This is a genomic window from Schnuerera sp. xch1 (assembly GCF_019931165.1).
GTDB lineage: Bacteria > Bacillota > Clostridia > Tissierellales > Tepidimicrobiaceae > JAIOUP01.
In genome coordinates this window covers 134,554-161,273 of record NZ_JAIOUP010000002.1, presented here as the reverse complement: position 1 = coordinate 161,273, position 26,720 = coordinate 134,554, and the positions used below count along the sequence as shown (strand labels likewise).

Here is a 26,720-nt window from a genome sequence, read left to right as displayed (position 1 = left end):
TATTTACTACCTTGATAATTAGGGTATATAGTATAAATAAAAGGAAATAGGTGATAATGTGAATAATATTGCGGCTTTTTTTGATATAGATGGAACACTTTTTAGAAATTCATTGATGATAGAACACTTTAAAAAATTGATAAAGTACGAGGTTATAGATCCATCCATATGGTATAACAAGATAAAACCTGTTTTTGAAGAATGGGATAAAAGATATGGTGATTTTGATGATTATTTAGAAGCTTTAGGGAGAGTGTATATAGATGAATTGAAAGGAGTAAATAAATCTTATATTGAATTTATTGCTTCTCAGGTTATAAATATAAATGGAGATATGGTATATAGATATTCAAGGGATAGAATAGAATGGCATAAAAGTCAAAAACATAAGGTGTTTTTTATATCTGGAAGTCCTGATTTTCTTGTTTCAAAAATGGCAGAAAAATATGGAGCAACAGAATATAGAGGTACAACATACTTAGTTGACGAAAACAATAATTTTACAGGAAAAATAAAGAAGATGTGGAATTCAGATAACAAACAGAAAACTTTAGCAAAATTTCTTGATAAATATAATGTTGATTTAAAGAAGAGTTATGCTTACGGAGATACTACAGGAGATTTATCTATGTTACAGATAGTAGGTAATCCTGTTGCAATAAATCCAAATAGAAAATTTTTATTAGATATTAGAAAAGACGAGAACCTTTGTAATAAAATCACTATAATTATAGAGAGAAAAGATGTAATTTATAAGTTAAAATCAGATGTTGAAATATTATAATTTATTTTCATCTAATGGACTAATTAAATAGTTAATATTAAAGAGCCCATCTGATGGGCTCTTTAATATTAACTAAAAGTTTTTGTTATCGTTTCTATTGTCATTCCTATTGTTGCTATCCTTGTTGTTATTATTCTTGTTGTTTCTGTTGTTGTCATTCCTATTGTTGTTATTATTGTTTTTGTTGTCATTTCTATTGTTGTTATTTCTGTTTTTAGCCACGATAAACCTCCTCTTTAAAATCTTTTAATATGTTTCCTCTTCATATAGTATTCCTAATTTTATAAAAAATAATATAAAATTAGCTAAATTTATTATGCTTAAAAGTCATTGTATTTATTACATAAAAAAGATATTATTAAAGTAAGGTATAATATTTTAAATTTCAGTTGATCTTAATCTTTAACTTTAAGTTAGAATTGGCTGAATTTGTAGTTTTGCAATAGTTAATGTAATACTATAAGTTAAACCTCAAGTTCTTCTAACTCTTTTAAAAATCTAGAGACTTCCATTTTTTTGCTGTTTTTATTATCAATGGTTAATAGTATCAAATGATTTTTTGCTCTAGTCATACCTACATAAAAAAGTCTTCTTTCTTCTTCTAACGCTTCGATATTTCCTCTATTAAAAGCATCTATACTGCTTATAGTAGGAAAATCGCCTTCAACTAGATCTATAATATAAACTCTTTCGAATTCTAATCCTTTTGCAGAATGTATTGTAGAGAGAGTGATTCCTTCTTTTACTCCTTTAGATTGAGTACAGAGATATTGTAGATATTTTAATCTTTCTATAAAATCATTAAAATCTTTTGTTTTTGAAGCTATTATTTTTGTATAATTTAATATAGTTCTCAAGGTATCAAATGTATGTCCAAATTTCATGCAGCTTTCTTTTAAATAATCTTCATATCCTAAGTTTTTTTCAATATGATTAATAGCATCTAAGGGTTTCATTTTAGATAATTTTTTAAAAGCTAATTTCAGATCTAAAAAGTTTTTTCTATAAAACTGAGTGATTCCTGGAATATCTAACAACTTATTGAATATTGATTGATTATGATTCAATGTTTTTATGTAATTTAGCTGCTTTTTAGATATAAATCCATTCATCTTAAAGTATATATTTTTAAAAGATTCTATATTAGAATTATCTTGAGATAGTATAAAGAAGTGAATTATATCTTGTACTATCCAATGATTAAAAAATTTAATTTTTGTATCTTTCATATAGAATGGAATATTGTTTCTTTGCAAATACTCTATTATTCCAATAGATGAAATATTATTCGTATATAAAATAGCTGTGTTATTATAATTACTATTTTTAAGTCCATTTATTATAAATTCATATTGATCTTCTAAAGTATTTACTTTAACAATATTAATTGGTTCTAAAAAGGAATTTTGTGTAAATATATTTTTACTATATCTTAATGTATTTTTTTTAATAAATTTATTACATACAGAAACTATATTTTTAGTAGAACGATAATTTTGCTCCATATAAAAGATTTTACTATTATCATAAATTTTATTAAACTCAAACAATCCCATAGGATAGGCTCCTCTAAATCCATAAATTGATTGATCATCATCTGCTACTATGAAGAGATTGTTTTTAGGTTGAGACAATAGTTTAATAATTTCCATTTGAACTTTTGAAGTATCTTGTCCTTCATCCACTTGTATATATTCATATTTACTTCTATATTTATCTAATATGTACATATCATTTTGTAGTATTTTTAGGGAAAGTGTAAGCATATCGTCAAAATCTATTAATTTGTTATCCCTCTTATAACTTTCATATTTTTCGAATATATCTTTAAAATTTTTAATTTCAATTTTGGATTTAGATAAAAATTCTCTTGGGGTAATTAACATGTTTTTTATATATCCAATAGAATTAATTAATGCTTCTAGTTTTTCTTCTGAAATATAATCATTATTTGTTGAAAAATAAATCTTTTTAAGTATGTTAAATTTATTTAATTTTTTCTTTTGATCTTCGATAAGAATGTACCTAATTTTATTTTTAAAAGCATATTCTCTTATTAAGCTATAGCTAAAACTATGAATTGTTGAAAAACGAACTGGCATCTTAGAAATATTTCCATATAATTTATTAAATCGATCCTTCATATCTTTAGCAGAAGATTTGCTAAAGGTAATTGAAAGTATTTTTTCAGGACTAATATTATAGTTAATAATCAGATTTGCAGTTCTATGAATTAAAACGGTAGTTTTCCCAGCTCCAGGGACAGCTAATATTAACGCTGGTCCATTTGTATGATAGATAGCTTTCTTTTGTTCTTTACTCAGATTCATATAAACACCTACTTAATCAATCTTATACATATTATCATAGATTTTGGTATAAAAAAAGTATATATTATAGTATATATAATATCTTATTTCCCAAGGTAATAATAGATTAATATATAAATATACTTGAAATAATAATGTATTGAGGAGAATGCAATATGAAAAATAGATTTAAGTGGTTTGATGAAAAATTGATTAAACTTATCAATGACAAGATGAAATCTAAATTCTTGGATAAAGTTATGTTAAGGATTACTAACTTAGGAAGTGTTATGTTCATATTCCCATTTATCTTTGTATTGATAATATTAGGGAATAAAGAAGCTAGAACTATAGGTACTCAAAGTGCTATAACATTGTGTATTAGTCAGACTATTACGTATAGTTTAAAGAGTTTACTAAGTAGAGAACGACCTTATAATATACTGAAAAATTTAAATACATTTGGTATAATTTTAAAAGATTATTCTTTCCCTTCAGGACATACTTCTGCTAGCTTTTCAGTTGCTACTATTATTGTACTTAATATACCTGAATTATCTTTGTTTGCTATAAGTATTGCCTTTTTAATTGGTATTTCTAGAATATATTTAGGTGTACATTATCCAACTGATGTAGTAGCGGGAATAATAATAGGAGTAGGTTCTGGTATTATAGTGTATGTATATTTAATTACCTATGTAAGACATATGATTAATTTTTTTTAAATCTAGTAAAAAAATTAAGATTTAGTATTGATGGTATATATTATTTATATTGATAAAAATCATCATTTTTATCAATATTGTGTTAAACTATAATTAGCAATCAATCTATTAGAGGGTGTAAACAAAAATGAATAAACATTTAAATCAGTATGATAGAAGAGAGAACTATGTTATTCTTGCAGAAAATGCCTATTTAGGTGGAGAAAGGAAAAAAGCTATTAAATTTTACAAAAAGGCATTACAATTTGCAGGGAACAATGAGGATAATGTACAAATTTTATATAATATAGCAATTATCTACGATGAATTAGATATTCCAGAAAAAGCCTTAGAAACGTATGAAAAAATTATAGATATAGATGAAGGTCAAGCAGGAGCTTTTTATGGTGCAGCAACTATGTATGAGAGATTAGAAGATATGGAAAAAGCGTTGGATTCATATTTTAAAGCAATCAAAATAGATCCAGAATATGATAGGGCGTATTTTTATATAGCTAATATTTATGATGAAAAAGGTGATGATGAAAAAGCTATATGTTATTATCAAAAAGTAATCAACCTTAAACCTGATGATTATATGGCATATAATAATATAGGGTCTATATATGAAGAAAGAGGAGAATATAATAAGGCTTTTGAGATGATAAAGAAAAGTTTAGAGTTAAATTCAGATTATTATAGAGCATTGTTTAATATGGGAGTTATATATAAGAAATTAGGCGATAACAAAAAAGCTATAGAGTATTATAATAAATCTATAGAAAACAATAATGAGTATTCTGATTCATACTTAAATAAATCAGCAATATATATTGAAGAAGGCGAATTAGAAAAAGCGATAAAAACATTGACAGAGGGTATAGAATATAATACTTATGCAAAGTATTTGTATTATAATAGAGCTTGCTGTTATGCTAGATTAAATGAAATAGGTAAAGCTATAAAAGACTTGAGAAAATCTATAGTCTTATATCCAAAGATAATTGAGATGATTAAAGTGGACACGGATTTAAATAATCTTCGCAATGATAAAAGATTTATTAATCTAATTAATCAAGTAGATGAGTATAATTAATATAAGAAGATAATTTTGATATAAATATAATACAATTGTAATAGAAAGGAAATGGTATATGATTATTATAAAGACAAGACAAGAAATAGAGAAGATGAAAAAAGCTGGAGAGTTGTTGGCAAGAGTACACAAGGAAATTGCTAAAATGATTAAACCTGGAATAAGTACTTATGAAATAGACCAATTTGTGGAAGAGTATTTAAAGAAAAATGGAGCAACAGCTGAGCAAAAAGGATATCAAGGATATCAGTTTGCTACATGTGCTTCTATTAATGATGAAATATGTCACGGTTTTCCAAGGAGATCACCTTTGAAAGACGGGGATATTGTTACTATAGATATGGTGGTCAATTTAGGTGGGTGGCTTGCGGATTCAGCTTGGAGCTATGGAGTGGGAAACATTTCAGATGAGGCAAAAAAGCTATTAGATATAACTAAAAAAGCTTTATATATTGGAATAGAAAAAGCAGTAATTGGAAATAGAGTTGGAGATATTTCTCATGCCATTCAAACATATGTAGAATCTGAAGGATTTTCTGTTGTTAGAGATTTCGTAGGGCATGGTATAGGAAGAAATATGCATGAAGAACCTCAAGTACCTCATTTTGGCAGTCCAGGAAGAGGACCAAGGCTTATGGAAGGTATGGTTTTAACAATAGAGCCTATGGTGAATATTGGTAGATATGAAAGTACTATAGATGATAATAAGTGGACAGCTAGAACTATTGATGGCAAACTGTCAACACAATATGAGCATACTTTAGCCATAACAAAGGATGGTCCAATAATAATAACAGATCAAGAGTAGAGTACTATGTATACTAAATGCATAAATAGGGCCTACCTTTAATTACCTGTATTAATTAAAAAAGGAGATGGATAAATTTGGATAATAAAAAATATACTAAAGGAGAAGAGATAGTTAATGGAATTACACATGGAGCAGGTATAATATTTGGTATAGTTGCATTGGTTGTCCTATTGATTTTTGCTATAAGAAAAAAAGATACTCTTTCTATAGTTGCATTTAGCATATATGGATTTTGTTTAATATTTATGTATCTATCATCAACTCTTTATCATAGTATTAGAAATGAAAAAACTAAAAATATATTAAGGGTATTTGATCATTCCTCAATATATCTTTTTATTTCTGGAACTTATACACCTATAGCATTACTAACGATGAATGATGGATTAAGACTGGGTGTTATGATTGTAATATGGTTTATTGCTATATTTGGGGTAGTGTTTAAAATAATAACTGTAGGGAATTTTGATAAATACAAGGCGTTATCCTTGATTACATATATAGCTATGGGGTGGATTGTTGTATTCACTTTAAAGCCTGTAATTGAGATGACTTCTATAAATTTCATATTGTGGATTTTAGGAGGAGGAATAATATACAGCTTAGGGACTATATTTTATAGTAAAAAATCAATACCATATAATCATGCTATTTGGCATATATTTGTATTAGCAGGTACTGCATTACATTTTGTAGGTATATTATTGTATTTAACCTAGGATATATGAGGGAATAAGTAAGTGAATAAATCTATTTAAATAAATATGGGTAAAGCTATTCCTATTATGTGCAAAGGTAAATAGCTTTACCCATATTGTATTATAGAGCAGGAAAGCGTATATAGAAGGTAGTCCCTATACCAAGCTGACTCTCGACTTCGATTTTCCCTTCATGTAATTGTACAAGATGTTTTACTATAGATAAACCTAAGCCACTACCTTGTTTTGATTTAGTATTGCTTCTTTGAGCTTTACTTTGATAAAATCTTTCCCAAATATGTGGTAAGTCTTCATTTGGTATACCAACACCATTATCTTTAATTGATAGAATAACTTCATCTTTAAAAGTTTCTACTTTAATTTTAATAGTACCGTTTTCTGAAGCATTTATAGCATTTTGTATTAGATTCTTAAGTATTTGTTCGATCTTATCAATATCTCCCATTATCATTATTTGATTTTTATTTTTTTCAAAGGTAATATTTATATTCATAGATTGAGCCACATTTTCCATAGATTCAACAACATTATATGCTACAGTTGTTAAATTTAATGGAATCTTTTCTAATCGCATAGTACCACTTTCTAAACGGCTTAATTGCAACATATCATCAATTAATCTATTAATGTGTATAGTTTGTGTATAGATAATTTCAATATATTTATCTATTAAATCTTTATCTTTAATCACACCGTCTTGGATAGCTTCTACAAAACCTTGAACAGTGGTTAGTGGGGTACGTAGTTCGTGAGATATATCTGCAAATAGTTTTGTTTTTTCCTTTTCTATATTTTGATTTTGTTCCTGTATGTTTTGCATTTTTTGTACTAATTTATTAAACTGTTCAGTCAGCGTTTTAATCTCATCTAAAGCAATACGATTTTCTTGTTTAACATAATTTCCATTGTTAAGATCAGCCATGTACGTGCTTAATTTAGAAATAGGCTTAGAAATATGCATGGCTTGGGATACTGAAATAAAAATAATAATAATAAGTAAGAATATTCCTGTTAACATTAAATATAATCGCATACTAGCTATATTATAATCAAGCTTAGATGGAGTGAATTCTAATAAAATACCATTAATAATAATATCTTTACTATCTCCCATAGGGACAGCTGCAATAAAAGTTAATTCGTCTGTTTCAGGATCCGTAACTTTTGTAGTTAGAGTTTCACCACTAGAAATGATTTCAGTAAAATTTTTATCTACTTCAGCACCTGGAACGATTTCTTGTTGGGCAGATGTTACTACGATATTACCCAACTTGTCGAAAATTGTAACTTTCACATCAAAAATATCAGATAAAAACTTGATTTGTTCGTATTGAGTTTTGTCAAAATTGCTATCGTTATTTTTAGAATGTATAAGTGACTCCCAATTTTCTTGTTGTAGTAACGCATAGTTTACTCGTTTTGCTTTTTGCATTAGTTCTTGTTGAATTTGTTTGTAAGTTATTTGCTTTACTGAAAAATCATAGAATGTTGTTAGAGCAATAAAACTGATTACAAAACATACTATATTTATAAATAATATTCGAGTATATATATTCTTATTAAACTGTTTAAATAAAAAGCGTTTAAAATCTAATCCCAATTTTTTAAAATTTCGAAAAAGTTTTCTAATCCAGTTTTCCCACTGTGGTATATAGCTATTCATATGATACTTCCTTTACTTTTAATGGTGGTGTAAATTTATAGCCTACACCCCAAATTGTTGTTAGATATTCATGATCTAAAGGAGCTAATTTTTTTCTTAATCTCCTCACATGCACATCTACTGTACGCTGATCACCAAAATAATCACATCCCCAGACAGCAGATAAAAGATTTTCTCTAGAGAAGACACGTAAAGGATTTTGTGCAAGATAACATATTAAATCAAATTCTTTTGGTGTCATTTCTACCTCTTCATCATTAACGAGGATTTTTCTAAGATCAGACATAATTTCTAATCCTGGATATTTAATATTTAAATGTTCTGACGTGTCCAATATTTTAGTTCGACGCAAGATTGCTTTAATTCTAGCTATTAATTCTCTAGGACTAAAAGGCTTTGATACATAGTCATCAGCACCCATCTCTAATCCTAACACGCGATCTGCCTCTTCTCCTTTAGCTGTAAGCATGATAATTGGGACCATACGTATTTCTCTGAAATTACGACATAATGTTATACCGTCTGCTCCAGGGAGCATAATATCTAGTATAATTACATCAGGGTTTTCTTGATTAAAGGCAGATAATGCAAGATCTCCATTTTTCACACCTATAACTTCGAAATCTTCCATTTCAGCATATAATTTTATTAACTCCAATATATTTGGATCATCATCAACAACTAAAATTTTTGCTGAATGTTGCAATATTATCACCTCCATTGCTATATTCCAAGTTTAAAGGATTAGATTATGAATTGAGATTATTAAAACTTCATTATATTGATTACTAATTATATCATTAAAGCTTATATTAATCTAGTAAGCTGAGAGTTTGAGTTTAATCTTCAAATTCAATTTCTGTTTTCAAAAATATTGTAGTAAAAGCTCTAAAATACAAATCTTGAAGACAGTCTAATAAAAAGATAATTCAGAAACAAAGAGTCTTGTAACAATTTTTAATAATTTTGAAACAAAAGTTAAATATTTGGAAAAGGTTAAGAAATAATATTGAAATATAATCTTTTACAGAAGGTCATTAATAAGTGTAATGGGGCACTAAGTTATTAAAGTGAATATTTTAAATGTGAGAACGTGGAGGGGGTGATAAGATACTGATAGTAAAATAAATTTACGAAGTTGTGTAAACAAAATCTTAGTATCATAAAATTAGAGAAAAATAAAAAAGAAACTATTATCTTGTTCTAGCGTTTCTAAGAATGAATTAAGAAATAACAAATGAGAAAGTAACAGATGAAAGATACAGAAGATAAAGATACAAAGCTATCTATATTTCTAAAAATACATGCTACTTATGAAGGGCTGCTAGAAGACTCTAGCAAGCCATCTAATATCTTTGGAGCAGTTATATTAGATTAGTCAAATCTTAATATGCTCTAAAGTTTATATAAAGTTAGTAGGATCTTGGTGAAAATGCCAAGATCCTACTTAATTAATAATATAATTATTTTATACTACTTTTCTTGCAGCAACTACATCTACTTCTAATCCTAAAATATTTTTTATAATTACATCTCCTTTTTTAACAGGAGCAGAAACCTCTGTGGAATTTATTATCTTTAAACAATCTTCCACTCTATTTTTGGGAACCACATCTGTTGTTTTAACAGGTAGATGTCCCATAGATCCATTCTTCAATAGAACTTTACCGTTTAAGACTTTAGCGGGTTTGGTTATTAAGTTAATCCCAAATTCTAAACCTCTGCCACAGCTATTTCCTTCAACTGTAAACCCTGAAGGGTTAGATTTATCTTCAGTTATTATTAATTCGCAGCCAATAGGGCATGCTTTACATTTTTTAATTATTTTATCCATAGTGTATTCCCTCCTAAGAACCATATAATATTTAATATTTCAACTTTATAATTATATCATATTTCAAAATGTAAAATAGGTGATATAGAAGTATGATATAATTATTAATATATGATTAGTAGAAGGTGGTAATTTAATCTTTATATGAATAAAGGGGGTAAGGGATTGGCATTAATAAAAGAAGAAAAAATATGTCCTATTTGTGGAAAACCTAATAATTGTCAACATGATGAGGGAAACTGTTGGTGTGAAAGAGTAATAGTACCAGAGTATATCCTGGATTTAATTCCAGATGATAAAAAGGGAAAAGCATGTATATGTAGATCATGTATAGAAAAATATACAAAAGAATAAATAGAAAGGAGAGTTATTATGGATATATTAGAGGCTATAAATTCAAGAAGAAGTATAAGAAAATTTACTGGAGAAGTTATAAGTGATGAAAACTTAAAGACAATACTTAAGGCTGGATTTCAGGCTCCATCTGCTCACAACATACAACCTAGAGATTATGTAGTAATAAAGGATACAGAAATCATAAGGAAAATTACGGAGTTTCACCAGTATACAAAGATGTTACCTAAAGCTGGATGTGCAATAGCTGTTTGCGGTGATAAAGAAAAACAATCTAATATAGGATTTTTAGTAGAGGATTGTTCTGCTTCAATACAGAATATGCTATTAACAGCTCATGGATTAGGGCTTGGAGCTGTTTGGTGTGGGATTTATTCAGCTGATAATCTGGTAGAATCCATGTCAAAGTTACTAAAGTTACCAGGACATATAGTTCCCATAGGTATGGTTGTTGTAGGAACTAAAGTTGAGGATAAAAAACCTATAGATAGATATGATGAAACCAAAGTACATTTTAATAGATGGTAAAACAATATTAAATATATAAGAAAACAAGGAATGCAATTGCTTTTAAAGATGCGATTTATATTCGCTTAATTTATTCCATATTTGAAAGATAAAATATGAGGAAAAAATGCAACTAATTCAGATAATATTGGAAAATATTTAAAGGATCGGTTAAGCAAAATTAAAAGTGCAGAGATAATAAATGAATAAAATATTTTTGTAATAGATTTTTGTAAATATTTTTTGTAAAATTAAAGAGGGTATATACATGATTGATATAGGTGAGATAATTTTAAGAATTATTCTTTCAGCTATAATTGGTGGCTTGATAGGAATAGAAAGAGAAGTAAATAATAGACCTGCAGGATTGAGAACCCATATTTTAGTTAGTGTAGGTTCTGCTTTAATAATGCTAGTTTCTATAGATGGGTTTAATAACATAAGAACAGGATTTACAGATGGTGATCCAGCTAGGTTAGCAGCACAAGTTGTAAGTGGAGTTGGATTTTTAGGAGCTGGAACTATAATGAGAACCAAAAATGATATTAAAGGGCTTACAACTGCTGCTAGTTTATGGGTCTGTGCTGGTATCGGTTTAGCAATTGGCAATGGCTATTATTTAGGAGGGATATTCACAGCAAGTATTGTTCTTATAGCATTGATGAGTTTGGGTAGCTTTGAAAAGAAGGTGTTTAAAACGAATTACAAGATATTAGAAGTCGTAAGCACTAATAGACCTGGACTCATTGGCGAGATAGGCATATTACTAGGTAAATACGATATTTCTATAAAGGATATTTTCATTCCAAATACTGATTATGATGATTCTGATAATGATAGTACAATTTTAGAGATTCATTTTACAATTAAAATACCTAAAAATCTTGACAATGATAAATTTTTAGATGAGATTTATAAAATAAAAGGAGTAGTGAAGGCAGTTTTTGATGGGAATACTATTTCAAAAAAATAAAATGTATATTTATGGTAGATAATATTATAACTGTAGAGATATATAAAATAATAAATTTATGAAGTCAGTTATAATGGAAACAGTTGAGTTACTTATTTAAAAAAGAGAGGATGGGTTATAGTGAATACTATGAATGCTTATGGGTTTATTGGTGTTTTGGGAGTTGTCTTAGGAATAATAAAAGAAGTTTTAATCATTTTCCTTCTTGTTAAGGGTATAAAAGTGGCAAATGTATACTTACAACAGAATGAAAATAAAAAAATCGATAATGGAGAAGTAGAAGAATGATATGAGGATCAGGTTTAAGTTAATAAACCTGATCCTTTATATTATTTATGCCATTTAATAAATTTGTTTTCAATGATAGAAACACTTTTATACATTAATGCTGAAATCATAGCGAGGATGAATACACCTAGCATGACTAAATCAAATTGAAATACTTGCATTCCATATACTAACAAATAACCAATTCCTGCTCTAGAGACTAAAAATTCACCCACAATAACTCCTACCCATGATAGTCCAATATTTACCTTTAAAGTGTTTATCATTGCTGGGATGGAATATGGAAGGATTACCTTTTGAAGAATTTGAAACTTAGTTGCTCCGAAGGTTTCTAAAAGTTTAATTTTATCTTCATCAACTGACATAAAACTATTAAACATATTCATAATTGTAATTATTATTGATACTGTAATAGCCGTAACAATTATGCCGGTATAACCCGTGCCTATCCAGATTATTATGATAGGAGCTAATGCTGTTTTAGGTAAACTATTTAGTATTACCAAGTACGGTTCAAGAACCTTTGCTAAGAAATTGGACCACCATAAACCTATGGCGACAATAACTCCTAGAACAGTTCCAACTGTAAATCCGACGATTGTTTCTAAAACGGATATACCAACGTGATGAAATAGATCGCCATTCTGAGTATATTCTACAAGCATGTTCCATATATCCGTAGGACTACTAGTTAAGAAAGTATCTATTAAATTGAGCTTGGCAGCTAATTCCCATAAAGTTAAACCAATTACTAAGACAGATATTTGTGTTATAAGAATAGTTCGTTTTCTTCTCTTTATTGTTTCTAGATACTCAATGTGTTCTTTCGATATTATTTTATTTGACATGAACATCAAGCTCCTTCCATATCTTATTAAAATAGTATCTAAATTCAGGTGCTTCTCTGCAGTTGATCGGACTCCATGTTCCTTCAGGACAAGTTAGCTTAATTTGAATAATATCTTTAATAGTTGCAGGTCTATTTGTAAGAACAATAATTCTATCAGAAAGAGATATGGCTTCAGAAATGTCGTGGGTCACTAGAAGAGTAGTCTTTTTTTCCTTTTTTAAAATTAGCCCAACTTCGTCTGCTATAGCTAGTCTTGTTTGATAGTCTAATGCAGAGAATGGTTCATCTAGTAATAATAAGTTAGGTTTAACGACCAAAGTTCTAATCAATGCAGCTCTTTGTCTCATTCCTCCAGATAGTTGATTTGGGTAATTGTTTTTAAAGTCTCCTAGTCCATAGACATCAAGGAGTTCTTCTGCAGCTCGTATAGATTTTTCATCAATATTACCTTGTATTTCTAAGCCTAATAATACATTTTGAAGTATGGTTCTCCATTCAAATAACTGATCACTTTGAAACATATAGCCTATATCTTCTGAATGACCAGCTACTTTTTTTCCATTAACAAGAACTTCCCCAAAGGAAGGTTTGATTAATCCTGCAATTATTGAAAGTAAAGTGGATTTACCACAACCACTAGGGCCTACTATGCCAACAATTTCACCTTGATATACTTCGAAATCTATGTTTTTAATGGCTTCTATTTCGCCATTTAACCTGTGATAGGTCATACCTATATTATTAACTTGTACTACTGAGTTTTTGCTCATAGGCAACTCTCCTTTAATGGACATTAGTGATACTTTATAATATTCGTCAGAAATTTTAATGTGAATAGATAAAGGAGTTTTTAAGACAAATTTGATAAAAACATGATATAATGATAAAAGTTAAGTATAGGAGGAGGAAAAATTTTGCATCAATACAAAGGAAAATTAATAATTCATACTGGATCAATGTTTTCAGGTAAGACATCTAGTCTAGAAAAAGATATTAAAAGATTTAATATTGCAGGATATAAAACTATTGCTTTTAAACCAACTGTTGATAATAGGTATAAAAGAAATGAAATTGTGACTCATGATTCGACTTCGATGGATTGCATACTTGTAAGAAATATAGATGAATTAATGGAATATTGCTATGAATTAAATCCAGACGTAATAGCTATAGATGAAATTCAATTTTTAGAAGGGCCAGTTGAAGAAATCATTTTAAGTATTAATGAATTGCTCAGCAAAGACATAACTGTTGTAGTTGCAGGTTTAGACATGGATTTTACTGGAACACCTTTTGAAATAGTAAAAGAATTGATGCCTATAGCAGATTACTTATATAAACATCATGCTGTATGTGTAAGATGTGGTAGTGATGGTTGGGTTAGCCATAGAAAGTCAAAAGATCAAGAAAGAATTAAAATTGGTGCATCTGATGAATATGAGCCATTGTGTAGAAAATGTTTTTTAGACGAAAAGAAAAAGATATTTGATAATGAATAAAGGGGACGAGTTATGAGAGATTATCTAGTATTCAAACCGTCAGTAAAACCTTTATACGAGCAGGACAATGATGATTTTTGGTTTTTATTTAAAGATAATAAATTAATGTTACTTAATGAGAGAGGAAAATATAGTGTTGTTAAATGGAGAGATATAAAAGAATTAGATATTAATGTGCACAGTATTCAGTGTATAGGAGGATATAAAAATCAAAATTGTTATTGTGGAGAGATTATAGAAATAATTGAAAGAAAAAATATTGAATTTCTAGAGTTAATAGATGTATCGAAGAAAATGGACAAATATCTTTATATGTTAACAATTAGAGGGAAGCTACTATTAAATTGGCTAAAGCTAAATCAATATTGTGGCATTTGTGGTTCAAAGACGTACTTAAAAGATAGCTATACAGAGAGAGCTTTAGTTTGTTCTAATTGTGGCAATACAACATGGCCCAGAACATCACCAGCTATTATCGTAGCTGTTATTAATGGAGATAAGCTTTTATTAGCACATAATAAACAATTTCCTAATAGAAAGTATAGTGTGATAGCGGGTTTTGTTGAATATGGAGAGACTTTTGAAGAGTGTGTTAGAAGAGAAGTATATGAGGAAGTTGGAATTAAGATAAAAAACATAAAGTATTTTGGATCTCAGCCTTGGCCTTTTCCTAATTCAATGATGATAGGATTCACAGCAGAATATCTAGAAGGAGAAATAGAAGAAGATGGAGAAGAGATAGTACATGCAGATTGGTTCTCTAAAGATGAAATTCTCGGAAAGTATAATAAATCTTTAAGTATAGGCTCGCAATTAATTGAATGGTTTCTAAAAAACCATTAAAAAATTGTGAATTGAAGGTAGACTATGAATAAATATCTTACAAAAAGATAATGGAAATTGGGCTTTAGCGATTTCACTTGAATTTAAGATTAATTTCTGTTAATATATTATTAAATAAATAAGAAAGGATGGAAATATATAATAATGCGCAAATAACCCTTTTATATCAACAAAACACAAGATTTATTTTTTAATCAACCTATTTAAATAGGTAATTTTGTGATGCTTAAGTGTTTGGAAGAGGGTTATTGTATCATATATTATATATTCTTAGAATTTTGTTTAAAGCTAGTTGTTAAACAATGTTTTCAATATGCTATTCTTTTGTATGATAGATAATCCCTTCCAGTTTCAAGGAGGGATTTTTTATGTTAGTTTTAGAAATTGATAATTTAAAGAAATACTATGGAATTAGAAAGATATTGGATATTAAAAATTTTAAAGTATATAAAAAAGATAGAATAGGAATAGTAGGTCTAAACGGCAGTGGTAAAACAACTTTATTAAACTTGATATCAAAGGATATAGAGCCAGAGAAAGGATATATAAAAGTAATTGGTAATATGTCATATATCAGGCAATTAGAAATTGTGGATAAAAAATTAACATATGGAAAGTATATATCTGAATTTGGAGTAAAAGATAAAAATGAAGAATTCATGAGTGGAGGAGAGATAACACGCCTTAAGATAGCTAAATCTTTAAGCGAAAATCCTGTCTTACTCCTTGCTGATGAGCCAACTTCTAATCTTGATTTTGAAGGTATTGATAAATTTACGAAAAGTTTATTTAAATTTGATGGGGCTTTATTGATGGTTTCTCATGATAGGGATTTACTGGATAAGGTTTGTAACAAGATATTAGAGATTCAAGATGGGCATATAAAGATATATGAAGGCAATTATTCTGATTATAAGAAACAGAAAGAATTAGAAATAAAAACCAAAGAAGCTGAATATGAAAAATATATTAAAGAGAAGAAAAGATTAAGAAGAGCTGCAATAGAAACTAAAAGTAAGTCAAAAAGTATTAAAACAACACCTAAGCGTATGGGAAATTCTGAAGCTAGAATTCACAAGATGGGCAGCCAGAGTGCAAAGAGAGCTTTGGATAAGAAAGCGAAAGCTATAAAAACAAGATTAGAAAAGCTAGAAGTGAAGGAGAAAGCAAAGGATATTGACAAGATAAAGGTAGATATCTCAGGAGCTGAAATTCATTCTAAAATAATCATTGAAGGGGAAAAAGTAGCCAAGTCTTTTGGAGATAGATTATTATTTCATAATGGCGATTTTCAAATATATAATGGTAGAAAAACTGCTTTAATAGGAGCAAATGGAAGCGGTAAAACAACTCTTTTGAATATGATTATTAACGAAGATGAGAAAATCAATATTTCCAAGAAAGCAAAAATAGGTTACTTCAATCAAGATTTAAGTATATTGGATGAAGAAAAATCAATAATTGACAATATAATGGATTCTAGTATATATGACGAAACAACTATAAGAACAATACTTGCAAGATTCTTATTTAAAAGAAATGATGTATACAAAAAAGTTAATGTATTGAGTGGAGGAGAAAGAGTTAAAGTGTCTTTAGCCAAAATATTAATGTCCGATTTCAATATACTTATACTTGATGAACCAACTAATTATTTAGATATTTACTCAATTGAAGCAATAGAGGAAGCCTTAATAGATTATAATGGAACCATATTATTTGTATCCCATGATAGAAGGTTTATAGAAAAGGTAGCGGATAATATTATATCTATTGAAGATAAAAAAATTAAAACTTTTAGTGGCACATTAAAGGAATTTGAGAGTAGAAAAAGAAAATCTAAAGATGAAGATGTAGAGCAGACAATGGAAAAAAAGGCTGTACTTGAATATAGAATGTCACAAGTAGTAGGCAAGCTATCTATGCCGTCAAAAGATGATGACGTGGAGGCTTTAGATAGAGAATATAAACAGATACTAAAAAAATTGAAAGAATTTAAAAGATAAAGCCCACTTTTGGTGGCTTTATCTTTTAAATCAATATCTTAAAGTTCAATTGCAGAAATTATGCATCGTGAATTGTGTTATTTATTTTTGATTTCTATATCCCCTAAACTTGTTATAATTTCTATGTTATTTGAGCTGTTGCCTACCTTTCCAGTTAGATTACATTTTTGCTTATCCATAATAGTTACTGGAAATTCAGTTGTTATATTTCCTGAAGAGGCATATGCATCGATATTAAACTGAGAACTTTCCGGCAACACTATTTTCACATTTCCCGAACTAGTAGTTGCATTTATATCCTTATTAAATTCGTTGTAATTTAATTTGATTTCACCTGAGCTAGTCTCAACAACCATATCTCCAATAAAATTATATACATTTATATCTCCAGAACTAGCTATCAAATTGCTTTTAGTGGAAGTAATACTTTTAATTATTTGATTTCCTGAAGAAGTTTCTGTTGATATTGTATCTAATGTTACATCTTTAACTATTATATCTCCAGAATTGGTGGTTAAATTCAGTTGAGAAAGTTCTAATTTAGAAACATTTATATCTCCAGAAGATGTAATAACCTTTATTCTATCTTCATAATTATTTGGGATATATATATTAAGTTTTATATCAGAATTGCTAACACTATACGAATTTGAATTATTTCTTTTAAAGGTTATATAAAGTATATTACCTAATCTCTTAGTTTCTAATTCAGGAATATAATTGGATTTGAGATATCCATTATAATGAATTTTTATGTCTTCTCTTTCTTCAGGTATTATATTTACATTTATAAATGGAGTTGCTATATCTATAAAGTTTATTCCATCCATGCTTTCGAATTTTTTCTGATTCACATTTTTTTCAACTAGATCCGAATTAGTTATATTAAAGTTATTAAAGAAATTACCGATTTTAAAATTGAATCCTGGTTCTACTTTAATATTAGTGTCATTTTTACCATCTCGAATATCAATCCCATAGGTGTTTACACTTATACGATTATTTTTATCTTTGATATAAACTCCATCAGAGCCAATTTCTACTGAGGATTTATTGGAATTTATACCTATATTATTCAAATCAGTATTTACACCCTTATAATTTTTAATACTAAAACCATAATGTTTTAATGATAATAATCCAATGCCAGAGCTTATTAATACTATACCTGTTAATATGGAAACTGACCTCTTCATATTAATTTTTCACCTCCTATGTAATAATCATATCTATGTTCCACCTTAAATATTTGATGATTATCTGATAAATAAGTTTTGTCAAGTAAGCACTACTCATAAACAGTAATATTCCTAAGGACATAAAACATGTGCCAAATGAAATAGATGTTATGGGATGAACAGCTATATGTATATTTTCTGGAAGGAAAGGAGAAAGAATTATGCTGAAGAATGAACTAATACCTCCAACAATGAAGCTTATAGCAATAGCATAAAGACCAAATAGAAAACCTATTACTAAAATAAATGAGCCTAGAATAAATATTAAATTGAAGAGCCCTAGAGTCATTGCAGACCAAATAGCCCTAAATAAATTCTTAGTAGATGGATTTTTTTCAGCTTTGTTTATTTTAGATGAAACTTTATAGGATTTAGCAATACTTTTAGAATTGCCTAATTCTTTTATAATTTCTTCTTCGCTTTTCCCTTTAGAGAGTTCTACTTCGAAATGTTCTTCGCAATCATATAAAATATCCGCTATTTCATTTTCGGGTACACTTTTTAATTCATTTTGTAGGTCTTTAATAAATTCAACTCTATTCATTAAAATCACCCCTTATTATCTCATTAACATTAATTATAAAATTATCCCATTCATCTATTAATTTTTCAATTGTATTCTCGCATTTTTATGTAATGCTATAGTATTTTCCTGAGGAATCTTCTTGAGACTTTTGTTAAATTAATTTACTATATTATATATTACGTTATCTTACAATACAAGATGTTAATAAAAAAATAGCTGCAATATTTGCAGCTAGAAATTAAGACCTTCCTTGTGAACACTTACGCTTAGTGCAATGCCTATACATATTAAATTGATTAGATTAAAGGTTCCACCATAGCTCATGAATGGAAGTGGAATACCTGTTATAGGCATAAGGCCTATTGTCATGCCGATATTTTCCCATATGTGTACTACAAACATTGCAGAAAATCCTATAACCATTAAAGATCCAAATGTATCAGAACTATTTTTAGCTATTTTAATAAGTCTATAAAGCAAAATAGAATATAATATTATGAGTAGTAATCCACCTATTAATCCTAATTCTTCTCCTATAACAGAAAATATAAAGTCTGTGTGCTTTTCAGGTATATATCCATATTGGGTTTGAACTCCTCCAAATAATCCTCTACCAAATACTTTTCCTGAGCCAATAGCTATTTTAGATTGCATAGCTTGATATCCAGAACCTGAAAGATCCCTTTCAGGATGTAAAAAATTAAATATTCTATTTCGTTGATAGTCTTCAAGTTTAAACCATAATATTGGTAAACTAACAATACCAGCAAGAAATGCATATCCAAAGTATTTCCAATTCAGTCCTGATACAAATAACATGATTACTACGAAAAATATAAAAACTACTGCAGTCCCCAAGTCTGGTTGTAAAGCTATAAGTAAAATTGGGAGTCCAGCGAGGACTAATATCTTTAACAATGTTCTGGGGAGGTTAATTTCATTTTTGTTATTATCTATAAATTTTGCTAGAAAAATGATTATACCAACTTTTGATATTTCTGCGGGCTGAAAGGTAAAACCTCCAATAGATAGCCAACTATTAGCTCCCCATTGATTCTTGCCAGTTCCAAATAATACCACTGCTAATAATAGTATTACAGAAAAAATGTATGTAGGAATATATAATTTTCCTATTATTTGATAGTCCATCGCTACTAAAATTAGGATACCGACAAAGCCTAAAATAGTAGATAAGATTTGAACTGTTACATAACGGTTATTTTCATAGGATAGAGTTGCCGACTTAACCATTATAATCCCATATATACAAAGTAATAAAACACTTGTGAGTAATATAAAATCAAGTTTTTTAAATGATTTTCTTTTTAAATTAAACATTTTTATGCTCCTTTACATAATGCTAAATAAATTATAACATATTTCAAATAGATAACATAGACAAATTGATATTCTATTATAGAGTAATGTATAATATATACATATGAAAGGGTGATTAAATGTATATTGGTTGTCATTTATCTGTTGCAAAAGGATATAAAAAAGCTGCCCAGGCAGCTTTAGATATAGGTGCAAATGTGTTTCAGTTTTTTAGCAGGAATCCAAGAGGATCTTCTTATAAAAATTTCGATATGGCGGATGTGCAAGAGATGAAAAAAGTATTACGTCAAAATAATTTTGGACCATTATTAGCTCATGCCCCATATATTTTAAATTTAGGTTCTCATAAAAAGAATATTTATGGGATGGCTAAAATGATATTAAAAGAAGATTATAAAAGATTAAATGATATTTCTATACCTTATTTTACATTTCATCCAGGAAATCATGTTGGCAAAGAAATAGAATATGGAATCCAAAGAATTACAGATGCACTGAATGAAATTATAACTGGCGAAGAGAGTACTATGCTTTTATTAGAGACCATGTCTGGAAAGGGGACAGAGTTAGGGCGTAACTTTGAAGAAATAAAGAATATTATTGATGGAGTAAAGTATAGTGAGCTGGTAGGAGTTTGTCTCGATACTTGTCATATTTACTCTGCTGGCTATGATATAGTAAATGATTTAGACGGAGTATTAGACGAATTCGATAATGTAATTGGCCTAGAGAAGTTAAAAGCTATCCACTTAAATGATAGTATGGTTGAATATGGTAGCAACAAGGATAGACATGCGAAAATAGGAGAAGGTACTCTCGGGTTAGAGACTTTTAAAAATATAATAAACCAACCGGCATTAAAGAGTTTACCTTTCTATTTGGAAACACCTAATGAATTGGATGGACATAAGGAAGAGATAGAATTGTTAAAAAATATGTATGAAGAATACATTTGAGATAATTCAATACCTATTTGATTGGTTTTTTATTTAGTAGATAATGATATAATGTAGTTGTATTAAATTATCAATTATACTAATGAAAATGGATTACAAAGGAGACTAACCGTGGATATAAAACAATATATAATAGATAAATCAAAAGAACTAAATATAGATTTAATAGGTTTTACAGACTGTGAGCCTTTATATGATGTAAAGGATTATCTAATAAATAGAAAAAAAGAAAATAGGCAAACAGAATTTGAAGAGAAAGATATTGAAAAGAGAATTAATCCAAAGTTGACATTACCTCAGTGCAAGGCAATAATTTCAATTGGATTATCTTATAATAATAACTTTAATAAAAGGGTAGACTATAGATTGGCTGGTATACTTTCTAGATCTTCTTGGGGAATAGACTATCACATAGTATTAAAAAATAGGATGAAAAATTTAATTGAGGAAATTAAAAAAGTGACGGATTTCAACTACAAATATTTTGTTGATACAGGACCGCTTGTAGACAGAGAAATAGCTAAAAAATCTGGCATAGGATATTATGGTAAGAATTGTTCTATAATCAATGATAAGTATGGTTCATTTATATTTTTGGGCTATATTTTGACGGATTTAGATATTAATGACTATTCATCTTTAGTGGAAAACAAATGTGGGAATTGTAATATTTGTATTAAATCTTGTCCCACAGGAGCTTTAGAAGATCCTTATAAGGTTAATCCAAAAAAATGTATATCCTATTTAACCCAGACAAAAGAGATAATTCCTAGTGAACTAAGAGATAAAATGGGATATAAAGTGTATGGGTGCGATACTTGTCAGCTTGTATGTCCTAAAAATAAAGATACAAGTAAAATAAGTCATGAAGAATTTTTGCCTCAAAATACAAAAGGATATATGAATATAGAGGAACTTTTATCTATTTCCAATAGACAGTTCAAAGAGAAATATGGGTTAATGGCTGGAAGTTGGAGAGGCAAAAATATTTTAAAGAGAAATGGGATTGTTACGTTAGGGAATATGAAAGATAAGAATAATTTAAAAATATTAAAACCATTGTTAAAAGATTCAAGTCCAATGATAAGGGAATATGTTGCTTGGGCTATTAAAAAAATCACACAATAAATATTTTTTACAATGCACTTAATAATAGATAAACTTATGATATACTATAACTGTGCAAAATTAAAATCCAATAAGGAGGGGAATGCTGTGACTAATGTACATGAGCTAAACTATTTAAAAGAAAAAATTGAAGATTTAAAGAAGGAAGGCGTGTATAGAAAGTTACCGATATTAGAAGGGGGAAATGAAGCTGAAATAATTTTAAATGGGGAAAAAGTAATCAATTTATCCTCCAATAATTATCTTGGATTTGCAAATCATCCAAGACTTAAGAAGGCAGCTATAGAAGCTGTTGAAAAATATGGAGCTGGCGCTGGTGCAGTAAGAACTATTGTTGGGAATATGTCAATTCATGAGGAATTAGAAGAAATATTAACTAGATTTAAAAGAGAAGAAGCAGCGTTTATATATCAATCAGGATTTAATTGTAATGCTGGTACAATTCAAGCTATAACTGAAAAGGGAGATTTAATTATTTCGGATGAATTAAATCATGCCTCTATAATAGATGGTGTTAGACTTAGTAAAGCAGATAAGAAGATATTTAAGCATTCAGATATAGATGATTTAGAAAGAGTACTTAAAGAAAATAGAGATAAATATAGAAATGCGCTAATTATTACTGACGGTGTATTTAGCATGGACGGTGATATAGCTAAGTTACCTGAAATTGTTGACTTGGCAGAAAAATATGAAGCTATGACTTATGTTGATGATGCTCATGGTTCAGGAGTATTAGGAGAAAGTGGTAGAGGTACAGTAGACCATTTTGGATTACATGGAAGAGTTGACTTTAGTATAGGAACTCTTTCGAAAGCTATAGGTGTTGTAGGCGGATATGTAGCAGGGTCAAAGACTATGTATGAGTGGCTAAATCATAGAGCAAGACCGGTACTATTTAGTACAACTATGCCACCAGCAGCAGCAGGTGCTATAATAGAAGCTCTTAAGATGTTGATGGAATCTACAGAATACACTGATAGATTATGGGATAATGCTAAATATTTTAAAGAGAAACTTGGAACATTAGGATTCGACACAGGACATAGCGAAACTCCAATTACACCAGTTATAATTGGAGAAGAAGCTAAAACCATGGAGTTTAGTCAAAAATTATTAGAAAATGGGGTATTTGTATCAGCTATAGTATTCCCAACTGTACCTAGAGGCACAGGTAGGGTTAGATGTATGGTAACTGCGGGTCATACTAAAGAACAATTAGATAGAGCCGTAGATACCTTCAAAAAAGTTGGAGAAGAAATGAGGATACTATAAAAAGAGGACTTAGTCCTCTTTTTTTCTATAATGGATGGGTTAAAATAGAATAGTAAATATATTGAGGTGATTCTATGATAGTAGGTATTTGTGATATAAAATTAATGATTTATGAATCGAATTCGTTAAAAGACAAAAGACATATTATAAAAGGATTAATTGGGAAAATTCAATCGAGATTCAATGTTTCTATAGCTGAAGTAGGATTAAATGATAGTTGGAGAACCTCAATTATTGGATTTGCCTGTGTAACTAATGACACAAACCATGCTAATAAAGTTATCTCAAGGGTGTTAAAATTTATAGATGGAGACAGTAGAATTGAAGTATTAGACTATAACATTGAAATTATGTAGGTGATTAAATGAAAAAGTTGAGTAAAGAAGAAGTAAAGAAAGTAATAGATATTTTACTTAAATTGTATCCAGATGCAAGACCTGAATTAGAATATTCTAATCCATTTGAGCTGCTGATAGCCACTATTTTATCTGCTCAATGTACTGATGTACAGGTCAATAAGGTTACAGAAAGACTTTTTAAAGATTATAAAACTCCTGAGGACTATTTAAAATTAACACAACAGGAATTAGGGAAAAAGATTAAAAGTTGTGGGTTTTATAAGAACAAAAGTAAGAATATTTTAGCTACCTGTAGATTGTTAATTGAAAAATATGATGGAAAAGTTCCTGACACTTTAGAAGAGCTGATTGACCTTCCAGGAGTTGGAAGAAAGACTGCTAATGTTGTTATAAGTAATGCTTTTGGAAAGCCAGCTATAGGAGTAGATACTCATGTTTTTAGAGTATCAAATAGGATTGGATTAGCTAATAGTGACAAGGTATTAGATACTGAAAAGGATTTAATGAATAATATTGATAAGGAACTTTGGTCAAAAACACATCATTTATTGATATTTCATGGACGTAGAATTTGTAAGGCAAGAAGACCTTTATGTGAGAAATGTCCATTAACCGATTACTGTCTTTATTTTAAGGAAGAAGTTAATGAATAAAGGAAAGGGCTGTTACTATGAAACAGTTAAAAGATTCGAAAGATAATTTGATTTTTTCTCTTGATATAGGAACAAGAACCATCATTGGAATTGTGGGGCAATATACAAGGAATGAAAAGTTTATAATTTTAGATTATTGTATAAAAGAGCATGATAAAAGAAACATGTATGATGGTCAAATACATGATATAGATGGTGTAACTAAAATTGTTGTAAGCATAAAAGAAGAATTGGAGGAACGATTGGGGACAAGGCTAAAAAGAGTCTCAATAGCGGCTGCTGGTAGGTCATTAAAAACTTGTAAGGCAAAGGTTGATAAAGAAATAGATAGTACATCCGAGATTAACAAAAATATGATAGAAATATTAGAATTAGAGGCTATTCAAAAAGCTCAACAAATGATAACTACTAGCGAAAAACAAAGTGGGTTAAAGTATTATAATATCGGATATAGTGTCATTAATTATTATCTTGATGATAATCTGATGAACAAATTAGAAGGCCATAGAGGAGATAAAATAGGAGTAAATTTACTTGCCACATTTTTACCTCATATGGTTATAGAAAGTCTTTATTCAGTAATAGCAAAGGCAGGGCTTGAGGTTGATAATATTGCTCTTGAACCAATAGCAGCAATCAATGTGGCTATAAAAGAAGAATTAAGGTTGTTGAATTTAGCATTAATAGATATAGGAGCTGGGACTTCAGATATTGCTATTACAAAAGAAGGAAAGATTGTAGCATATGCAATGATTTCAAAAGCAGGAGATGAAATTACAGAAGCTATATCTAAAGAATATCTACTGGATTTCAATTCTGGGGAAAGATTAAAGATTGGACTCAGTTCTCAAAATGAGCATAAATTTATGGATGTAGTAGGAGTGGAACATAGGTTATCTACGAAGGAAATAGTAAAGAGTATATATGAAACGATAATAGAAATTTCAGATGATATAGCAAAGAAGATAATAGAATATAACGAGAAGCCACCAAGTGCAGTATTTATTATTGGTGGAAGTAGTCAGATGCCAGGATTAAAGGAATGTATTGCAGAAAAATTAGGCTTACCTAAAGAAAGGGTATCCATTAGAGATACTAGCTTTATAGAAAATATAGAAGGTATAAATAAAGATATTAATGGACCAGATATTGTTACTCCTATTGGTATAGCAATAGAAGGTGTTACTAAAAGAAATAATGACTTTTTACAAGTTGAGTTTAATGGCAGAGAAATCAGAATTTTCAATACCAGAGATATCAAGATTTCAGATATATTAGTGTTAACTGGATTTAACCCAAGAGATTTAATATCTAAATCTGGCGAAAGTTTTATATATTATTTGAATGGGGAAAAGAGGGAAATAGTAGGAAAAGAAGGGAAGCATGCTGAAATATATGTAAATAGCCAAAAAGGAGATCTTAATACACCTGTAAAAGATAATGATAAAATAACAATTATAAAAGCCACAAAAGGAGGAAAGAGGATACCACATTTAAATGACTGTGTACCTATACGGAGAATAATAAGTTTCAATAATAATAAAGTTAATTTGATCAAAGAGATTAGATTAAATGGAGTAAAAGTTGAAGACAATCCTATTTTAGTAGAAAGAGATAACATTGAAGTTTTAGAAATTAGAACAGTAGCTGATCTATTAGAATATATGGGGGAAGATGTTTCAGTTTCTGATATTTTTGTTAATGGAAATGAAGTAATTGAAGAATCATTATTATTGAAAGAGAATGACAAGGTTACAGTAAATTACAAGAGAAACATTAGGTTAATGATTAACGGGAAAGAAAAAATAATTGAGTATAATAAAGAAGATTTCGTATTTGTGGATATATTTGATCATATCAATTTTGACTTAACAAAAGCTAAAGGAAATTTAAAATTAAAGTTAAATGGAAAGGATGTAGAGTATTTAGCCCCATTGAAGAATGATGATGTAATAGAATTATATTGGACTGAATAGTATTGTAATATAAGAAAATACATATATTTAT

General features: G+C 28.7%; 29 protein-coding genes. 19 read left to right on the top strand and 10 right to left on the bottom strand.

The window, feature by feature from the left end; all coding sequences use genetic code 11:
* Positions 1 to 58 precede the first annotated feature (58 nt).
* Positions 59 to 784: an HAD family hydrolase gene (locus tag K8M07_RS03090; RefSeq protein ID WP_223376422.1), complete on the top strand. Its 726-nt coding sequence runs from the start codon at positions 59 to 61 to the stop codon at positions 782 to 784.
* A 72-nt stretch (positions 785 to 856) separates the two neighbouring features.
* Here the strand turns inward: K8M07_RS03090 and K8M07_RS03085 are convergent, their stop codons facing one another.
* Positions 857 to 1,006 carry a hypothetical protein gene (locus K8M07_RS03085; protein WP_223376421.1) on the bottom strand — a complete coding sequence of 50 codons (150 nt, stop codon included), beginning with the start codon at positions 1,004 to 1,006 and terminating at the stop codon, positions 857 to 859.
* Positions 1,007 to 1,248: 242 nt separating this feature from the next.
* Positions 1,249 to 3,114 (bottom strand): ATP-dependent helicase, encoded by a 1,866-nt coding sequence (locus tag K8M07_RS03080; protein WP_223376420.1) that lies wholly within the window; start codon positions 3,112 to 3,114, stop codon positions 1,249 to 1,251.
* Between the two features lie 155 nt (positions 3,115 to 3,269).
* Between K8M07_RS03080 and K8M07_RS03075 the strand changes: the two genes are divergently transcribed.
* The 4 genes from K8M07_RS03075 to trhA all read left to right on the top strand — a co-directional run bounded on the left by K8M07_RS03075 (position 3,270) and on the right by trhA (position 6,423).
* Positions 3,270 to 3,818 carry a phosphatase PAP2 family protein gene (locus tag K8M07_RS03075; RefSeq protein WP_223376419.1) on the top strand — a complete coding sequence of 183 codons (549 nt, stop codon included), beginning with the start codon at positions 3,270 to 3,272 and terminating at the stop codon, positions 3,816 to 3,818.
* A 127-nt stretch (positions 3,819 to 3,945) separates the two neighbouring features.
* Positions 3,946 to 4,893 carry a tetratricopeptide repeat protein gene (locus K8M07_RS03070; RefSeq protein ID WP_223376418.1) on the top strand — a complete coding sequence of 316 codons (948 nt, stop codon included), beginning with the start codon at positions 3,946 to 3,948 and terminating at the stop codon, positions 4,891 to 4,893.
* A gap of 58 nt (positions 4,894 to 4,951) precedes the next feature.
* The gene (gene map, locus K8M07_RS03065; RefSeq protein WP_223376417.1) at positions 4,952 to 5,701 is read left to right on the top strand and encodes a type I methionyl aminopeptidase; all 750 of its coding nucleotides are present in this window, start codon (positions 4,952 to 4,954) and stop codon (positions 5,699 to 5,701) included.
* A 77-nt stretch (positions 5,702 to 5,778) separates the two neighbouring features.
* Positions 5,779 to 6,423, top strand: a complete 645-nt coding sequence (gene trhA / locus K8M07_RS03060) for a PAQR family membrane homeostasis protein TrhA (protein ID WP_223376416.1) — start codon at positions 5,779 to 5,781, stop codon at positions 6,421 to 6,423.
* A 100-nt stretch (positions 6,424 to 6,523) separates the two neighbouring features.
* Here trhA and K8M07_RS03055 read toward each other — a convergent pair whose 3' ends face one another.
* Both K8M07_RS03055 and K8M07_RS03050 read right to left on the bottom strand, forming a co-directional pair.
* The gene (locus K8M07_RS03055) at positions 6,524 to 8,086 is read right to left on the bottom strand and encodes a sensor histidine kinase (protein WP_223376415.1); all 1,563 of its coding nucleotides are present in this window, start codon (positions 8,084 to 8,086) and stop codon (positions 6,524 to 6,526) included.
* Positions 8,079 to 8,792, bottom strand: a complete 714-nt coding sequence (locus K8M07_RS03050) for a response regulator (RefSeq protein ID WP_223376414.1) — start codon at positions 8,790 to 8,792, stop codon at positions 8,079 to 8,081. Before K8M07_RS03050 ends, K8M07_RS03055 begins: the two co-directional genes overlap by 8 nt.
* Before the next feature lie 546 nt (positions 8,793 to 9,338).
* Here K8M07_RS03050 and K8M07_RS12600 point away from each other — a divergent pair.
* The gene (locus K8M07_RS12600; RefSeq protein ID WP_263282427.1) at positions 9,339 to 9,464 is read left to right on the top strand and encodes a hypothetical protein; all 126 of its coding nucleotides are present in this window, start codon (positions 9,339 to 9,341) and stop codon (positions 9,462 to 9,464) included.
* Between the two features lie 90 nt (positions 9,465 to 9,554).
* On the opposite strand, the gene K8M07_RS03045 is transcribed toward K8M07_RS12600, so the two are convergent.
* Positions 9,555 to 9,920: a DUF1667 domain-containing protein gene (locus K8M07_RS03045; RefSeq protein WP_223376413.1), complete on the bottom strand. Its 366-nt coding sequence runs from the start codon at positions 9,918 to 9,920 to the stop codon at positions 9,555 to 9,557.
* Between the two features lie 165 nt (positions 9,921 to 10,085).
* Between K8M07_RS03045 and K8M07_RS03040 the strand changes: the two genes are divergently transcribed.
* The 4 genes from K8M07_RS03040 (at position 10,086) to K8M07_RS03025 (ending at position 12,042) form a co-directional block, all read left to right on the top strand.
* A complete protein-coding gene (locus K8M07_RS03040; protein ID WP_223376412.1) occupies positions 10,086 to 10,274 on the top strand; it encodes a cysteine-rich CWC family protein in 189 nt (62 codons plus the stop codon).
* Positions 10,275 to 10,292: 18 nt separating this feature from the next.
* A complete protein-coding gene (locus K8M07_RS03035) occupies positions 10,293 to 10,802 on the top strand; it encodes a nitroreductase family protein (protein ID WP_223376411.1) in 510 nt (169 codons plus the stop codon).
* Positions 10,803 to 11,049: 247 nt separating this feature from the next.
* A complete protein-coding gene (locus K8M07_RS03030) occupies positions 11,050 to 11,754 on the top strand; it encodes an MgtC/SapB family protein (RefSeq protein WP_223376410.1) in 705 nt (234 codons plus the stop codon).
* Positions 11,755 to 11,874: 120 nt separating this feature from the next.
* Positions 11,875 to 12,042 (top strand): hypothetical protein, encoded by a 168-nt coding sequence (locus K8M07_RS03025; protein ID WP_223376409.1) that lies wholly within the window; start codon positions 11,875 to 11,877, stop codon positions 12,040 to 12,042.
* A gap of 41 nt (positions 12,043 to 12,083) precedes the next feature.
* Here K8M07_RS03025 and K8M07_RS03020 read toward each other — a convergent pair whose 3' ends face one another.
* Positions 12,084 to 12,890, bottom strand: coding sequence for an ABC transporter permease (locus tag K8M07_RS03020; RefSeq protein WP_223376408.1), 807 nt, complete (start codon positions 12,888 to 12,890; stop codon positions 12,084 to 12,086).
* Positions 12,880 to 13,662 (bottom strand): ABC transporter ATP-binding protein, encoded by a 783-nt coding sequence (locus K8M07_RS03015; protein ID WP_223376407.1) that lies wholly within the window; start codon positions 13,660 to 13,662, stop codon positions 12,880 to 12,882. Before K8M07_RS03015 ends, K8M07_RS03020 begins: the two co-directional genes overlap by 11 nt.
* Positions 13,663 to 13,806: 144 nt before the next feature.
* Here K8M07_RS03015 and K8M07_RS03010 point away from each other — a divergent pair, with 144 nt between their 5' ends.
* From K8M07_RS03010 to abc-f, 3 genes are all read left to right on the top strand, one after another.
* Positions 13,807 to 14,391: a thymidine kinase gene (locus K8M07_RS03010; RefSeq protein WP_223376406.1), complete on the top strand. Its 585-nt coding sequence runs from the start codon at positions 13,807 to 13,809 to the stop codon at positions 14,389 to 14,391.
* 12 nt (positions 14,392 to 14,403) lie between these two features.
* The gene (nudC, locus tag K8M07_RS03005) at positions 14,404 to 15,234 is read left to right on the top strand and encodes an NAD(+) diphosphatase (protein WP_223376405.1); all 831 of its coding nucleotides are present in this window, start codon (positions 14,404 to 14,406) and stop codon (positions 15,232 to 15,234) included.
* Between the two features lie 368 nt (positions 15,235 to 15,602).
* On the top strand, positions 15,603 to 17,240 hold the full coding sequence (gene abc-f, locus K8M07_RS03000; protein WP_223376404.1) for a ribosomal protection-like ABC-F family protein: 1,638 nt from the start codon (positions 15,603 to 15,605) through the stop codon (positions 17,238 to 17,240).
* A 77-nt stretch (positions 17,241 to 17,317) separates the two neighbouring features.
* Here abc-f and K8M07_RS02995 read toward each other — a convergent pair whose 3' ends face one another.
* The 3 genes from K8M07_RS02995 to rodA all read right to left on the bottom strand — a co-directional run bounded on the left by K8M07_RS02995 (position 17,318) and on the right by rodA (position 20,342).
* Positions 17,318 to 18,436, bottom strand: a complete 1,119-nt coding sequence (locus K8M07_RS02995; RefSeq protein ID WP_223376403.1) for a DUF4097 family beta strand repeat-containing protein — start codon at positions 18,434 to 18,436, stop codon at positions 17,318 to 17,320.
* Between the two features lie 16 nt (positions 18,437 to 18,452).
* Positions 18,453 to 19,022, bottom strand: coding sequence for an HAAS signaling domain-containing protein (locus K8M07_RS02990; protein WP_223376402.1), 570 nt, complete (start codon positions 19,020 to 19,022; stop codon positions 18,453 to 18,455).
* Between the two features lie 213 nt (positions 19,023 to 19,235).
* Positions 19,236 to 20,342, bottom strand: coding sequence for a rod shape-determining protein RodA (rodA, locus tag K8M07_RS02985; protein WP_223376401.1), 1,107 nt, complete (start codon positions 20,340 to 20,342; stop codon positions 19,236 to 19,238).
* Positions 20,343 to 20,461: 119 nt separating this feature from the next.
* Here rodA and K8M07_RS02980 point away from each other — a divergent pair, with 119 nt between their 5' ends.
* The 6 genes from K8M07_RS02980 (at position 20,462) to K8M07_RS02955 (ending at position 26,689) form a co-directional block, all read left to right on the top strand.
* Positions 20,462 to 21,298: a deoxyribonuclease IV gene (locus tag K8M07_RS02980; protein ID WP_223376400.1), complete on the top strand. Its 837-nt coding sequence runs from the start codon at positions 20,462 to 20,464 to the stop codon at positions 21,296 to 21,298.
* A 111-nt stretch (positions 21,299 to 21,409) separates the two neighbouring features.
* A complete protein-coding gene (gene queG, locus K8M07_RS02975; RefSeq protein WP_223376399.1) occupies positions 21,410 to 22,426 on the top strand; it encodes a tRNA epoxyqueuosine(34) reductase QueG in 1,017 nt (338 codons plus the stop codon).
* A gap of 87 nt (positions 22,427 to 22,513) precedes the next feature.
* Complete coding sequence (locus K8M07_RS02970) at positions 22,514 to 23,701, top strand: glycine C-acetyltransferase (RefSeq protein ID WP_223376398.1); 1,188 nt, start codon at positions 22,514 to 22,516, stop codon at positions 23,699 to 23,701.
* 74 nt (positions 23,702 to 23,775) lie between these two features.
* Positions 23,776 to 24,057: a DUF503 domain-containing protein gene (locus tag K8M07_RS02965; RefSeq protein WP_223376397.1), complete on the top strand. Its 282-nt coding sequence runs from the start codon at positions 23,776 to 23,778 to the stop codon at positions 24,055 to 24,057.
* 8 nt (positions 24,058 to 24,065) lie between these two features.
* Entirely contained in the window at positions 24,066 to 24,713 is a 648-nt protein-coding gene (nth, locus tag K8M07_RS02960; RefSeq protein WP_223376396.1) for an endonuclease III, read from the top strand.
* A 17-nt stretch (positions 24,714 to 24,730) separates the two neighbouring features.
* Entirely contained in the window at positions 24,731 to 26,689 is a 1,959-nt protein-coding gene (locus tag K8M07_RS02955) for a cell division FtsA domain-containing protein (protein ID WP_223376395.1), read from the top strand.
* Positions 26,690 to 26,720 lie beyond the last annotated feature (31 nt).

Coding starts and splice junctions, on each gene's coding strand:
- K8M07_RS02955 (WP_223376395.1), top strand. CDS start 24,731: ATGAAACAGTTAAAAGATTCGAAAGATAATTTGATTTTTTCTCTTGAT.
- nth (WP_223376396.1), top strand. CDS start 24,066: ATGAAAAAGTTGAGTAAAGAAGAAGTAAAGAAAGTAATAGATATTTTA.
- K8M07_RS03080 (WP_223376420.1), bottom strand. CDS start 3,114: ATGAATCTGAGTAAAGAACAAAAGAAAGCTATCTATCATACAAATGGA.
- K8M07_RS03055 (WP_223376415.1), bottom strand. CDS start 8,086: ATGAATAGCTATATACCACAGTGGGAAAACTGGATTAGAAAACTTTTT.
- abc-f (WP_223376404.1), top strand. CDS start 15,603: ATGTTAGTTTTAGAAATTGATAATTTAAAGAAATACTATGGAATTAGA.
- K8M07_RS02965 (WP_223376397.1), top strand. CDS start 23,776: ATGATAGTAGGTATTTGTGATATAAAATTAATGATTTATGAATCGAAT.
- K8M07_RS03075 (WP_223376419.1), top strand. CDS start 3,270: ATGAAAAATAGATTTAAGTGGTTTGATGAAAAATTGATTAAACTTATC.
- rodA (WP_223376401.1), bottom strand. CDS start 20,342: ATGTTTAATTTAAAAAGAAAATCATTTAAAAAACTTGATTTTATATTA.
- K8M07_RS02990 (WP_223376402.1), bottom strand. CDS start 19,022: ATGAATAGAGTTGAATTTATTAAAGACCTACAAAATGAATTAAAAAGT.
- K8M07_RS03035 (WP_223376411.1), top strand. CDS start 10,293: ATGGATATATTAGAGGCTATAAATTCAAGAAGAAGTATAAGAAAATTT.
- K8M07_RS03070 (WP_223376418.1), top strand. CDS start 3,946: ATGAATAAACATTTAAATCAGTATGATAGAAGAGAGAACTATGTTATT.
- K8M07_RS02980 (WP_223376400.1), top strand. CDS start 20,462: ATGTATATTGGTTGTCATTTATCTGTTGCAAAAGGATATAAAAAAGCT.
- K8M07_RS03045 (WP_223376413.1), bottom strand. CDS start 9,920: ATGGATAAAATAATTAAAAAATGTAAAGCATGCCCTATTGGCTGCGAA.
- K8M07_RS03020 (WP_223376408.1), bottom strand. CDS start 12,890: ATGTCAAATAAAATAATATCGAAAGAACACATTGAGTATCTAGAAACA.
- map (WP_223376417.1), top strand. CDS start 4,952: ATGATTATTATAAAGACAAGACAAGAAATAGAGAAGATGAAAAAAGCT.
- K8M07_RS12600 (WP_263282427.1), top strand. CDS start 9,339: ATGAAAGATACAGAAGATAAAGATACAAAGCTATCTATATTTCTAAAA.
- K8M07_RS02995 (WP_223376403.1), bottom strand. CDS start 18,436: ATGAAGAGGTCAGTTTCCATATTAACAGGTATAGTATTAATAAGCTCT.
- K8M07_RS03015 (WP_223376407.1), bottom strand. CDS start 13,662: ATGAGCAAAAACTCAGTAGTACAAGTTAATAATATAGGTATGACCTAT.
- nudC (WP_223376405.1), top strand. CDS start 14,404: ATGAGAGATTATCTAGTATTCAAACCGTCAGTAAAACCTTTATACGAG.
- K8M07_RS03030 (WP_223376410.1), top strand. CDS start 11,050: ATGATTGATATAGGTGAGATAATTTTAAGAATTATTCTTTCAGCTATA.